Annotated in this window: 12 protein-coding genes; 4 read left to right on the top strand and 8 right to left on the bottom strand. The window is 67.6% G+C overall.

The annotated features are described in order from the left end of the window. Positions 1-28 precede the first annotated feature (28 nt). Positions 29-523: a MarR family winged helix-turn-helix transcriptional regulator gene (locus PBV52_RS50450; protein WP_051185546.1), complete on the bottom strand. Its 495-nt coding sequence runs from the start codon at positions 521-523 to the stop codon at positions 29-31. Between the two features lie 133 nt (positions 524-656). After that, a complete protein-coding gene (locus PBV52_RS50445; RefSeq protein WP_274249105.1) occupies positions 657-1,883 on the bottom strand; it encodes an acyl-CoA dehydrogenase family protein in 1,227 nt (408 codons plus the stop codon). A gap of 63 nt (positions 1,884-1,946) precedes the next feature. Here PBV52_RS50445 and PBV52_RS50440 point away from each other — a divergent pair, with 63 nt between their 5' ends. Further along, on the top strand, positions 1,947-2,774 hold the full coding sequence (locus tag PBV52_RS50440; RefSeq protein WP_055705458.1) for an NAD(P)-dependent oxidoreductase: 828 nt from the start codon (positions 1,947-1,949) through the stop codon (positions 2,772-2,774). A 467-nt stretch (positions 2,775-3,241) separates the two neighbouring features. Then, complete coding sequence (locus tag PBV52_RS50435; RefSeq protein ID WP_274249100.1) at positions 3,242-4,729, top strand: amidase; 1,488 nt, start codon at positions 3,242-3,244, stop codon at positions 4,727-4,729. 304 nt (positions 4,730-5,033) lie between these two features. On the opposite strand, the gene lpdA is transcribed toward PBV52_RS50435, so the two are convergent. Both lpdA and PBV52_RS50425 read right to left on the bottom strand, forming a co-directional pair. After that, a complete protein-coding gene (gene lpdA / locus PBV52_RS50430) occupies positions 5,034-6,446 on the bottom strand; it encodes a dihydrolipoyl dehydrogenase (protein ID WP_274249098.1) in 1,413 nt (470 codons plus the stop codon). A gap of 131 nt (positions 6,447-6,577) precedes the next feature. Then, complete coding sequence (locus PBV52_RS50425; RefSeq protein ID WP_274249096.1) at positions 6,578-7,753, bottom strand: saccharopine dehydrogenase NADP-binding domain-containing protein; 1,176 nt, start codon at positions 7,751-7,753, stop codon at positions 6,578-6,580. A gap of 96 nt (positions 7,754-7,849) precedes the next feature. Between PBV52_RS50425 and PBV52_RS50420 the strand changes: the two genes are divergently transcribed. Then, complete coding sequence (locus PBV52_RS50420; protein ID WP_274249094.1) at positions 7,850-8,479, top strand: TetR/AcrR family transcriptional regulator; 630 nt, start codon at positions 7,850-7,852, stop codon at positions 8,477-8,479. A gap of 51 nt (positions 8,480-8,530) precedes the next feature. On the opposite strand, the gene PBV52_RS50415 is transcribed toward PBV52_RS50420, so the two are convergent. The 3 genes from PBV52_RS50415 to PBV52_RS50405 all read right to left on the bottom strand — a co-directional run bounded on the left by PBV52_RS50415 (position 8,531) and on the right by PBV52_RS50405 (position 10,748). Then, positions 8,531-9,592 carry an LLM class flavin-dependent oxidoreductase gene (locus PBV52_RS50415; protein WP_274249093.1) on the bottom strand — a complete coding sequence of 354 codons (1,062 nt, stop codon included), beginning with the start codon at positions 9,590-9,592 and terminating at the stop codon, positions 8,531-8,533. Then, positions 9,592-10,125, bottom strand: a complete 534-nt coding sequence (locus PBV52_RS50410) for an SRPBCC family protein (RefSeq protein WP_274249091.1) — start codon at positions 10,123-10,125, stop codon at positions 9,592-9,594. The genes PBV52_RS50415 and PBV52_RS50410 overlap by 1 nt, the downstream gene beginning before the upstream one ends. 113 nt (positions 10,126-10,238) lie before the next feature. After that, positions 10,239-10,748 (bottom strand): helix-turn-helix domain-containing protein, encoded by a 510-nt coding sequence (locus PBV52_RS50405; RefSeq protein ID WP_274249089.1) that lies wholly within the window; start codon positions 10,746-10,748, stop codon positions 10,239-10,241. 95 nt (positions 10,749-10,843) lie between these two features. Here PBV52_RS50405 and PBV52_RS50400 point away from each other — a divergent pair, with 95 nt between their 5' ends. Then, positions 10,844-11,740 (top strand): SDR family oxidoreductase, encoded by an 897-nt coding sequence (locus tag PBV52_RS50400; RefSeq protein ID WP_274249087.1) that lies wholly within the window; start codon positions 10,844-10,846, stop codon positions 11,738-11,740. Positions 11,741-11,788: 48 nt separating this feature from the next. Here PBV52_RS50400 and PBV52_RS50395 read toward each other — a convergent pair whose 3' ends face one another. Next, positions 11,789-12,472: a TetR/AcrR family transcriptional regulator gene (locus PBV52_RS50395; RefSeq protein WP_274249085.1), complete on the bottom strand. Its 684-nt coding sequence runs from the start codon at positions 12,470-12,472 to the stop codon at positions 11,789-11,791. Between the last annotated feature and the right edge of the window lie 9 nt (positions 12,473-12,481).

Here is a 12,481-nt window from a genome sequence, read left to right as displayed (position 1 = left end):
TATACCCCGGGGCGATCCTCTAGAGCCGTCAAGCCCGTTTCCCACCGTTCTGCTCCCGGACGGTGTCGAACAGGGAGGTCAGAGCGGGACTTCCCGCGAGACTGTCCAGCAGGACGTGAAGCGACTGTCGTTCCGTGGTGCCCAGGTCTGCGAGGATTTCGCCGTCGAGATCGACGAGTGTGCGGTTGAGGCGGGCCAGGACCTTGCGCCCTTCGGCGGTGATGTCCACGGCGTAGCGGCGACGATCCTGCGGATCTCGTGTCCGCTCCGCGTATCCGGCGCGCTCCAGGTCGTCGAGACTCGTCACCATCGTCGCGGGGTCGATGCGCAGGAACGAGCCAAGTGCCAGTTGCGGCATGGCACCGTTGTCCGCCAAAGCCTGCAGGACGCTGTAATGCCGCACTCGCAGGCCGGTCCCGCCGATGCCGTCCTCGGCGATCCTGAACGCCACCTGCCCGAGTTTGACCAGCAGGCAGATGGTGTGTTCGGCCACTGTCCCCGGTACCAGCGGAGCCTCGGACATCGTTTATCCCGCCCATGGTTAGTCGTACGTATGGTCCAGCCCATCGTACGAGATAGCCCGAGGCGGCAGGACCGCTGCAGGCCGGCGGGATGCCCCATTGTCCGCCGGCTTACGGCCGGTGCGTCCTGAGTGGTCAGCCGACGATGGCCCGACCGAAGATCTGCCGGGCTATGACCCACTTCTGGATCTCGTTGGTGCCCTCGTAGATCTCGCCGATCTTGCTGTCCCGGTAGATCGCCTCGACGGGGCCTGGGCTGCCGTCGGCACCCAGTTCGCGCGCGAAGCCGAGGCCTCCGAAGGCCTGGACGGCGTCGCGTGCCATGTCCACGGACAGCTTGGTGGCGTAGTGCTTCGCCATCGCGGCCTCAGGTTCCGGGGACGGGTTGCCGGTGTCCAGGCGCAGGGCGGCCTTGGTGTAGAGGGTGCGGGCGTTCTCGATCTCGGTGGCCCGTTCGGCGAGCAGGAACTGCCAGTGCTGGTTGGCGGCCACCGGCTTGCCGAAGGCGTGTCGCGTCGACAGGTGGGCCACGGTGTGGTCGAAGGCGGCCTGCGCCATGCCGACCCCGGCAGCCGCGATGCCGATCCGGCCGTAGGCCAGAGTGGACAGCGCATGGCGCAGTCCGTGTCCCTCGGCGCCACCGAGGAGGTCGTCGTCGGTCAGGTGCACATCCGTGAAGCGGATGTCCGCGGTGAGCTGGCCGCGGTTGCCCATCTTGCGGTCGGGAAGGCCGACTTCCACTCCGGGAAGTGCCGTGTCGACGATGAACATGCTCAGCCGGGTGCCGGTGCGGGCGAGAACCACCACGAACCCGGCGACGGGCGAGTTGGAGATCCACCGCTTGTGGCCGTTCAGCACCCAGCCGGCCTCGGTGCGTATCGCCTCGGTCTGAACCGCCTGCGGGGACAGGTCACTTGAGGCGTTCGGCTCGGTGGTGGCGAACGCGCCGACCACTGAGCCCTCCGCGACCCTTCGCAGCCATCGCTGCTGCTGCTCCTCGGTGCCCTGCCGCAGGGCGTTGCCCGCCAGGATGCAGTGCACATCGAAGACGGCCGCGACGCTGCTGGAGTAGTAGGCCAGTTCCTCGATGGCCGCGGCGGTGGCGGTCGCCGGGTGGGTCAGGCCGTCGCCGCCGACCTCGCTAGGGAAGGGGATCCGGAAGACCCCCGCCGACGCAAGCCCGTCAAACACATGCCGGGGGAAGCCGTCCGTGCGCTCGTCGCCCCCCGCGATCGCCACGGCGTGCGGAGCCACTTCGTGCTCTGCGATCCGGCGCACGGCAGCGCGAACGGACTGTGTCTCTTTGGGGGCGAGGAGCTCGTGGTAGAGCCGGTCGATCTGGCGCGTGGGAGTGGAAGTCATACGGGGAAGATACCATTAGCATCGCGTATCATTAGCTCGACAATCTATTTTGGAGGTTCGACCATGACACAGACGCTGGCCGACAAGACCATCCTGATGTCGGGAGGCAGCCGCGGCATCGGACTCGCCATCGCTCTGCGCGCGGCCCGCGACGGTGCGAACGTGGTGATGCTCGCCAAGACCGCCGTGCCGCATCCGAAGCTCGAAGGCACGGTCCACACCGCCGTTGACGAGATTGAGCGCGCGGGCGGCAAGGGGCTGGCCGTCGTCGGTGACGTCCGCGACGAGGACGATGTGCGCACCGCTGTCAACGCGGCGGTCAGCGCCTTCGGTGGCATCGACATCGTGGTGAACAACGCCAGCGCGATCGACCTGTCGTCGTCGGAGCAGCTGGAGATGAAGCGGTACGACCTGATGCAGGACATCAACACGCGTGGCACGTTCCTGCTGAGCAAGGCCGCTATCCCGCACCTGCGCAAGGCGGGCAACCCGCACATCCTCACACTCTCCCCGCCGTTGAACCTCGCGCCGCACTGGGTGGGGAAGCATCTCGGTTACACGCTGTCGAAGTACGGCATGAGTCTGTGCACCATCGGGCTCGCCGAGGAGCTCGCCGCCGACGGCATCGCCGCCAACTCGTTGTGGCCGCGGACCCTGATCGACACGGCCGCCGTACGCAACGTGGTCGGCGGCGCCGGACAAGCCCGTAGTCCGCGGATCATGGCTGACGCCGCGTACGCCATCCTCACGCGTGACGCGCGGAAGTGCACCGCCAACCTGTTCATCGACGACGAGGTCCTGTCGGACGAGGGCGTCACCGACCTGTCCGTCTACAGCCCTGCCGACTTCGAAGGTGATCTCGCGCTCGACATATTCGTCGATCCGGCCTGATCCCACACTGTTCAGTAGATGAACGCGAGGGCGTTCCTCGATGCCCTTCTCGATGACCTCATCGGCGAGCTTCGAGTCGAAGGCGGCGCGGGACAGCTGCAGCGACCCAGGCCTTCGCAGCGGCCGATCTGGTCGAGCAGGGCGGCGGAGGGACATCCGACGCCGCGCTGGTCCCGATGCCCGGGCGACAGATAGCCGCGAACGAGATCCTCGACTCCCGGGCAGCCGGGCAGCCGGGCAGCCGGGCCGCAGAGTGCCGTACCGCGCCGCCTGCGCGCGTAGCTCCTCCGCGACGACGTTGGCGACGAGGTCGTCCCTTGATGCCACAAGATCCTCTGACGCCACAGGATCCTCCGTTCATTCCGCAGGGCCATTGCCTTGCACGTCATCCCGAACCTATGGTCTGTCGAATGTAATATTATGACTCACATTTGATGGCGCCGTCAGAGTCAGAGATGAGGCATGCCGTGAGTGACGTCCCCTTCCAGCCCGCAGTGGAGCAGTCACGCGCGCTGGCCGCGGGTGAGATCTCGAGCCGGGAACTCGTCGAGCTCTATCTTGAGCGGATCGCCACCCATAACACCGCGTTGAACGCGGTGGTGACCCTTGACCCCGAGCGGGCCCGTCGCGAGGCCGGGGAAGCGGACGCCGCGCGGGCAGCCGGGCGAGACCTCGGTCCTCTGCACGGTGTGCCGATCACGGTCAAGGACAGCTTCGAGACAGCCGGGATGCGCACCGTCTGCGGGCGAACAGACCTCAAGGACTACGTGCCCGACCAGGACGCCGAGGCGGTCAAGCGGCTGCGTTCGGCCGGTGCCGTGATCATGGGGAAGAGCAACATGCCTCCGGGCAACCAGGACGTCCAGGCCGACAACCCGGTGTTCGGTCCTTCATCGAACCCGTGGGACACGACCCGTACCTCGGGCGGATCCGCCGGGGGCGGCGCCGTCGCCACCGCCGCGGGCCTCACGACGTTCGACTTCGGCTCGGAAATCGGCGGATCGACCAGGATCCCGTCCCACTTCAACGGCCTGTACGGGCACAAGTCGACCTGGCGGTCGATACCCCTCATCGGGCATGTGCCCTACGGCCCGGGCCCAGGACGATGGACCGAGGCCGACATGGGCTGCGGCGGCGCGCAGGTCCGCGACGCCCGTGACCTCGTCCCGATCCTGCGGGCAACGGTCGGGCCCGCCGACTACGACGGCGGTTTCAGCTACACACTCGCACCGCCGCGCGCGACCAAGCTCGCCGACTTCCGGGTCGCCGTCTGGGGTGAGGATCCCGCGTGTCCGGTCGACAGCGACGTCGCGGCAGCCGTGGACGATGCAGTCACTGTTCTGCGGGCGGCCGGCGCGAAGATCACGGTCCAGCCCGCCAGCCTCCCTGTCGACATCGCGACGAATCACGGGAAGGCCTTCCAACCCCTGCTCTTCGGCGCGGGCGACCGCACCGGCCTCGCTCCTGCCTCCAGCGCCGCAGTGCTGGCCCGGTTCGTCCAGCACCCGCGGGGTGACGCCGGTCCCGCCCTGCTCGGAACCTTCCAGTCCCACTATCACTGGCTGCAGGCCCACATGGTGCGCAATGAGATCCGGCAGCGATGGTTCGAGTTCTTCCAGGACTTCGACATCGTGCTCATGCCGGTCACCCCGACGGCCGCCCCCGCCCACCACCACAAGCTGATCGACTGGTTCGGGCGGCCATTCGAAGTCGAAGGTGTGCGACGCCCTTACTGGGACCAGGTCAAGTGGAGCGCCGTCGCCAACGTCTCCGGGGGGCCGGCGACGACCATCCCGGTGCGCCGAGGCAGGAGCGGACTGCCCATCGGTCTGCAGGCCATGGGCCCGAGCGGGGGCGATCTCACCACCATCGAGTTCGCCGCCCTGCTGGGCCGGGAAGTGGACGGCTTCGTGCCGCCTCCGGCCTTCGTCCAGACCCCCACCACTGGACCCTGACCACCCGCCCGAAAATCCCGAAGAACGACGATGCACAGCTTGAGCCGCAACGCGTCACGACTGCTGACGGATTCCGCGTCCCGCTACCCGGAACGCACCGCGATCGTCTTCGGCGACGACCGCATCACGTACGAGGCCCTCGACGCCGCGGCCAACCGGGTCGCTAACCTGCTCGATGCACCCTGGTGCCGCTGCACCGAGTCCAACTCATCGTCGCCTTTACGGAACTGCCTCGCGCACAGGTCGGTAACGCGGCAGACCACCCAGCCCGTACTCACGTCGCATTTCGAGAGGGCAGCGCCTGCTACATGTTGATCATGTGGCCCGCGAGGCCGTGGACGGCTTCCTTGACCGCCTCGCCGAGGGTGGGGTGGGCGTGGACGTTGCGGGCGACCTCATGGACGGTGAGGTCCCACTGCTGGGCCAGCGTCAGTTCGGGGAGCAGCTCGGTGACGTCCGGGCCGATGAGGTGAGCGCCTATGAGCTCGCCGTACTTGGCGTCACTGATGAGCTTCACGAAGCCGGTCGCATCACCCAGGCCATGAGCCTTGGCGTTCGCGGTGAACGGGAACTGGGCCACCTGGACGTCGAAACCCTGCGCCCTCGCCTGTTCCTCGGTGTAGCCGAAGCTGGCGATCTGCGGCTGGCAGAAGGTGGTGCGCGGGATCATGACGTAGTCCAGCTCCATGGTCTCCGCGCCTGAGAGGGTCTCAGCGGCGACCACTCCCATCGCCTCAGCGGCGTGCGCGAGCATGAGCTTCGCGGTGACGTCACCGATGGCGTAGATGTGCGGAACGGACGTACGGCAGCGCTCGTCCACATCGATGGCGCCGCGCTCCGTGACCTTGACGCCGGTGTTCTCCAGGCCGTACCCGGTCACGTTCGGGGCGAAGCCGATCGCTTGGAGGACCTTGTCCGCCTCCAGGACCTGGCGGGCACCGTCCTTCCCGGTGACCGTGACGCGGACCTGCTGCCCGGACTCATCGATCGACTCGACACGGGTCGAGGTGAGTACGTCGATGCCCAACTTTCGGTACTGCTTGGCGAGTACGGCGGAAACCTCGGCGTCCTCGAGGGGAGCGACTCGGTCCAGGAACTCCACGATCGTGACCTGCACACCGTAGTTGTGCAGGACGTACGCGAACTCGATGCCGATGGCGCCGGCACCCGCGATGACGATCGACTGCGGGAGGTCCTCCGCGAGGATCTGCTCCTCGTACGTCACCACGCGCGCGCTGCGCTTGGTGCCGGGTAGCAGCTTCGGGGTGGCGCCTGTGGCGATGATGCAGTGGTCGAAGCCTATGGTGCGGGAGTTGCCGTCGTGGTCGGCGACCAGAAGCGTGTGCGGGTCGAGGAACGTACCGCGGCCACCGACTTCCGTGATCTTGTTCTTCTTCATCAGGTAGTGGACGCCCTTGACCCGGCCGTCCGCGACCTTCCGACTACGGCGGAATGCCTCCCCGTAGTCGAACGAGACCTCACCGTCGACCTTGATGCCGAAGGTCTTCGCCTCGCGCGTGAAGACGTGCGCCAGTTCGGCGTTGCGCAGCAGGGCCTTGGTGGGGATGCAGCCCACGTTCAGGCAGACGCCGCCCCAGTACTTCTCCTCGACGACCGCTACGCGCTTGCCCAGTTGGGCGGCCCTGATGGCGGCCACGTACCCACCTGGGCCCGCGCCGAGTACGACGACGTCGAAGTGCTCACCCTGCTGGTCCATGGACCTTTCCTTTCCACTGGGACGGTCGACTCCACGTCAGTGGCCGACTCGCTCCCGATCGCACAACCTGTTCATCAACTCAGTCGCGGTGGTTCAACGCCCCGATGCCGTGATCCATGCCCGCGCAGAGATCACCGACGGGCCAACGCCCCGTCGACTTCGTGTACTCCCGCCTCGGCGGCACCGAGCCTGAGGGTGTCGAGCCCGAAGGCCGCGACCGGACCGTGCACACCGGGCTTGAGGACGGCATCCGGCGCCGCCGCATGGACTGCGCCCCACGCCAGGAGGGAGCCCGTCATCTCGTAGGGATCGGGTCCGGTGAGGGCCGTCGTGGCCAGGGGACGACCGTGGCCGTCGCGGGCGACCGCGATCACCAGGGAACGGCCGTCGGTGTCCGGCTCACGATGTGCTCCCGGGAGCCGCCCGGACCACCGCGTCAGAGCAGCCCGCACCTTCGCCGACCTCAGCAAGGGCGCCTGGAGCATGGCGGCGATCTGTACCGGACGCGTCCACCGCCCGAGCCAGCCCATCCCCACCTCGACGCTCTCCAACTGAGGGAAGACCTCAGGCAGGCCGAGATGCTCCGTGCCCGGGACGGTCATGGCCGGGCGTCGCACACCGGCGTAGCGGAAGGTGAGGACACGCTTGGCGGCCCGCTCGTCGACCAGTCGGGAAGAGGCTCCAGGGCGTGGAGAGCGGTAGGCGAACCCGTCCTCGGCCGCCGCGGCGACCAGCGTCTGGCGCGTGCCACCCGTGGTCAGGTCCCAGGAGTCGCGCAGGGCGCTCCGGTAATGCAGCTCACTCCCGCGCCCCGAACGGGTGATGAAGTAGCCGATCTCGACATGGCATGCGCGCTCGCCCGCCTGTTCCAGGGCCAGGGCGCCGGCGAGATTGCCGGGCACGTAGTCGTAGCCGAACGCGGGCACGAGAGTCGCTCCCCGGGCGGCCGCGACGGAGTCCAGCTCAAGGAGGACCCGGCGGGCGAAGGGGCCCTCCCCCGTGGAGTCGAAGTAGCGCGCTCCCGCCCGCGCGGCAGCCGTGACCGTGGCCATGCCCAGCTGCATGAACGGCCCGACCGTGGAGACGACCACATCGCTGGGGCCCAGAAGGCGCGTGAGGTGGGCGGAAGAGGTGACGTCCACTTCTGCCACCGGCAGTTCCGCCTCGAAGCGTTCGGCCAGGGTCAGCATCTTCGTTCGGCTTCGCCCGACCAAGGTCGGCTTCTCACCTCGTGCGAGCAGTTCCCTGAGAACTCGCCGCCCCGTGTACCCCGTCGCACCCAGCAACAAGATTCTGCGCTTTTCCACGGCTACGTCTGCCTTCCGGAGGGCACTGTCACAACGACCACTGACCGACCACGAGTCATTCACTGACTTCAGGTCATTGAATATACGATGGTCACCATGAGAGGGCCAAACCGACGACAGCTATATGCGGAGCAGACCCGGGCGGACCTGGTGGCGGCCGCGCGCAAACTCTTCGTCGACAACGGGTTCGCGGACACGTCGGTCGAGGCCATCACCGCGGCGGCGCAAGTGAGCAAAGGCACCTTCTACCACCACTTCTCGGACAAGAAGGCGATGTTCGCCGAGCTCTACACGGAGCTGCTCCAGCGGGTCGGAGCGCTCGCCGACGCGGCGTCCGAGGCGATCCGTGCGACGCCGGGCGAGCCTGCCTTGACCGCCGTGTCGAACCTCACGCACGCCTTCTTGCGGCGGACCATCGACGATCCCCTGCATCGAGAGCTGATGGCCCAGGCGCCCTCGGTGCTGGTGGAGCAGTACCGGCACATCAACGACACGGTGGCCCAGCCGCCGATCGAACGGCTCTTGGCTGTCCTGGCCGAACGCGGTGACGTGGAACCGGACGTTCCGGTCGCCACCGTCGCCCGGCTGCTGTTGGCCGTCCTGTGCGAGGGTAACCAGATCATCGCCGCCGCGGCGGACCGGGAGGACGCCCTGGCCAGGACGTTCCACACGATCACCCTGCTGATGTCGGGCCTGGCGGCGGACGGCGTCAGCGCGCACGGTTGACGTCGCCCGACGCCTGCAAACACCACTCCTCGACTGCACCCGGCCGTGCCCCTACCGTGCCGCCTCGTCCTCGATGTCACGGACCAGGTCGATGGCCCGGCCGAGAGTGGTGAGCCGAGCGTCGAGAGTCTCTCCGGCCGGATAAAAACGTACGGTGTCCACACCGGCGTCGCGCCACACACGCAGCCGCTGGCGCACCATGGCCTCGGTTCCGATCAGAGTGGTCGCCAGGACCATTTCGTCGGTGACCAAGCCGGCCGCGCCGTCCCGGTCCCCAGCCTGCCAACGTGTCCGGACTTCAGCCGCCGCCTCGGCCCAACCCTGGCGGCTGTAGGCGTTGTTGTAGAAGTTCGTGGTCGCGGAACCCATGCCGCCGAGGCTGAAGGCCAGTTCCTTCCTGCGTCCGGCCACCATCGCGCTCAGCGCGTCCTCGTCGTCCGCGAAGGCGACCTCGGCACCTTGGCAGATGTCGAGGTCGGCACGGGCGCGACCGGCGGTGGCCAGGCCCTGGTCCAGGTGGTCGAAGTACGCCTCCTTGGCGCCCTCGGGCACGAAACTGGTGCCCAGCCACCCATCGGCGATCTCACCGGTCAGGTGCAGCATCTTCGGCGAGAGAGTGGCGAGGTAGACCGGAATGTCATGCTCGGCACGCATCGACAGACGCATGGGCTTCGCCTCCGCGCCCGGCAGTGGAATCCGGAACTCCTGTCCTGAGTAGGAGACTTTGCCGCCCGCGGCGGCCTCCCGCACGATCTCGACGGTCTCCCGCATCCGCGCCAGCGGCCGGGCGAAGGGCACGCCGTGCAGCCCCTCGATCACCTGCGGTCCGGAGGGGCCCAGTCCGAGAAGGAAGCGCCCCTGGGAGATCTGCGACAGTGTGATCGCGGCGCGGGCGATGGCCATCGGCGTGCGGGTGCCGAGTTGGATGATTCCGGATCCGAGGAGCATGCGCTCGGTCTTCGCCGCGAGGTAGCCCAACGGCGAGGGGGCCTCGGAGCCCCACGCCTCCGCCACCCAGCAGATGTCGAGACCGAGCTTCTCCGCCTCGGTGACATAGGCGACGATCTCCCGCCAGTCGCTCCCGGAAGCTTCGATCGTGGTGGAGGTACGCATCAGGGCCTCGCCTCGCCCGCGGGCTGGGCCCTCTCGGCCAGCTTCTTGATCTCTTCGAGGGTGATGGTCATGTTGGCCTCGAACTCCCGCATGCGCACGAAGACGATCTTCTGCTCCTTCTCCGGCATGCGATCGATGGCGAAGGAGAGGCCCGAACGGGCCGGCCCCATCTGCATCCATTCGCTCAGCAGAGTGCCACTGCCCTGCGGCTCCAACGTGAACCGCCAGATCGCCGTTGGGTTCTGCGGGTCCTCGACGCCCCAGGCAAGCAGCCTCGGCGGCTCGTACTCGACGATGTGGGATGTGGTGGTCCACTCCCCGAGCGCCTCGTGCTTGCTCCGGCCGATGAACCGGGCTCCCAGAGCAGGGGCGGTCCTGCCGTCCAGCCATTCGACGTACTGCAGCTCGGAGCTCATACGCGGCATCAACTCGATGTCGGACACGAGCGTCCACACCTGTTCGGGCGCAGCAGCGATCCAGGTGCGGACCTCCACCGTCGGCTTGTCCGCATAGCGCGCGCCTGTCCACTCCATGTTCCTGCAGCCTCCATGCCGATCCGAGAACTCCCATGACCTGACGTGACCAGTAAAGTTGCGTAGATAGACTCACATGTCAAGGGAAACGCAGCCCCGGCAGAGCCGCTGAGTCAGCCGGCGAAACGCTCCCGCACATCCGGCCGTTCGGCCAGATGTGGCGGATAGCCGGGGCCCATCCGAGGACTGGTGTTCTCCGCGGTCATCTGCTCGCCGCAGGAAGAACACACCACCTCGGCATGGGCTTCCTGTCCGCAGACCTCGTGATGCATGACTACCGGCGGGCCCTCTTCACCGGACAGCCAGCGGTCCCCCCACCGGTTCATCACCAGCAGCACACCGTAGAAGTCGCGCCCCTTCTCCGTGAGCACGTAGTCGTACCGAACCGGCTCCGTCTGGTACGGCCGTTTCTCCAGCAGTCCCTCGTCCACCAGCCGGCGCAACCGGTCCGTCAATGTGTTGCGCGCGATCCCCAGTGACACCTGGAACGCGTCGAACCGCCGGATCCCGTAGAACGCCTCACGCAGCACCAACGGCGTCCACCAGTCCCCGAGCAAGTCCATGGTGCGCGCGATCGAACAGGGCCAGTGCGCAAAGGATGTCCGCCTCATGACAGTCAGCATAGGTTCGTCCAGTCGTGAGACCCAGCAGGTGGAGCGGCGACAGTTCATACACGCGACATCTTGCGCTCAATAAATAACGAAGTTATGTTGCCGCCATGAAACGTGACTTGCTGGGCAGAAAGCTGGTTGTCACCGGAGCGGCGCGCGGCATCGGCGAGAAGGTGGCCCGCCTGGCCATCGCCCGAGGCGCTCAGGTGACCTTGATCGGACTGGAGCCCGATCGGCTCCGTGACCTCGCCCGCGATCTGGGCCCCGCCGCTTCCTGGCGTGAGGCCGATGTGCGCGACGGCACCGTCCTGCGGTCAGCGATCGACGAGGCTGCGGGGGTCATGGGCGGCATCGATCTCGTCGTCGCCAATGCCGGCGTCGTGGCGTACGGGACCGTGCGGCAGACGGACGAGGCGTCGTTCGAGCGGGTCCTGGACATCAATCTGAACGGTGTCTTCCGGACCCTCAAGTACGTGACACCCCATCTGGAGCGCAGCCGGGGACACGTGCTGGTTGTGGCGTCCGCGCTGTCCTTCATGCCGCTGGCGGCGATGGCCTCCTATGGCGCCAGCAAGGCCGCGGCCGAGCTGCTCGCCCTGACCTATCGCCAGGAGGTGGCGCACCTCGGCGTCACGGTCGGCCTGGTGCACCCCTCCTGGATCGACACGGATCTCGTCCGGGGCGCCGAGGTGGACCTCCCCTCGTTCCAGGGCCTGCGCAACCGGCTTCCCTACCCAGGCAATGTCACCACGAGTGCCGACCGAGCGGCTGCCGCGATCGTCGACGGGCTCGTGCGCCGCCGCAGCCGCGTGTACGTCCCGCGCGCGGTCGTCGTGGCCAACTGGGCCAAGGCAGCGCTGAATTCGCCACCGGCCTGGCCATGGGCGAGGCGCTTCGCGGCCCGTGCAGTTCCGTCCCTCGAACGGGAGGTCGCGGCGCTGGGGAGGCATGACCAGCTCACGCCGGGCACCGGTACCTCTGCCGCGGAGACCAAGTCGCCCTAGCCGCACACGGGTAGTCCCGCGCGGGACAGCGACCTGCCCTACCGACTTTCACCGACCTTGAACGATCGAGTCGTAAAGGCGCGCGCCCGCCTCGTGCGAGGCTTCGGCCCGTTCCCGCTCGTCGCCCAGACCGACAGAGAAGTTCACGCCCATCGGCAGCATCACCTGCACCACGGGATCCTCGAACTCGCCGAAGTGGTCGGCCAGCTCAAGGGTGATGTACCCGTGGACCAGACTCCACAACTGGGCGGCTATGACTTCAGGTTCCTGCCGCTCGGCCCTGCCCGAGTCCACGAGCCGTTGACATGCCGCGGCGATATGGGCGTGGGCTTCTCGGAAGGCCGGCGAATGTCCGCTGAAGCGAAGGTCCGCGTCCGACAGCGGCCGGTACGTCGCACGAGTGGACAGGCCGAACATCAGGTCGTACAGGTGAGGGTTCTCGTGGGCCACTCGGCGGCAGGTCAGAGCCATGGCGAAGAGATCCGCGATCGGATCATCCGTCACCGGCACCTGGGCGAACGCCGCGCCGAGTTCCCTGAAGCCGTGGTCGGCGACGGCGCGCATCAGTTCGGGGATCCCACCGAAGTGGCCGTAGACGACCATCGTCGACAGCCCGCTCGCGGATGCCACCGTACGCGCCTTGATGGCCGACGGCCCCTGTTCGGCCAGCAGGCCGACAGCGGCTCGCACCAGCCGCTCCGGTGCGTCATCGAGCCTCGGCCGCCCTGCCATGCCTCTCGC

The organism is Streptomyces sp. T12, from assembly GCF_028736035.1.
GTDB lineage: Bacteria > Actinomycetota > Actinomycetes > Streptomycetales > Streptomycetaceae > Streptomyces.
This window is presented reverse-complemented; position numbering and strand designations above follow the sequence as displayed.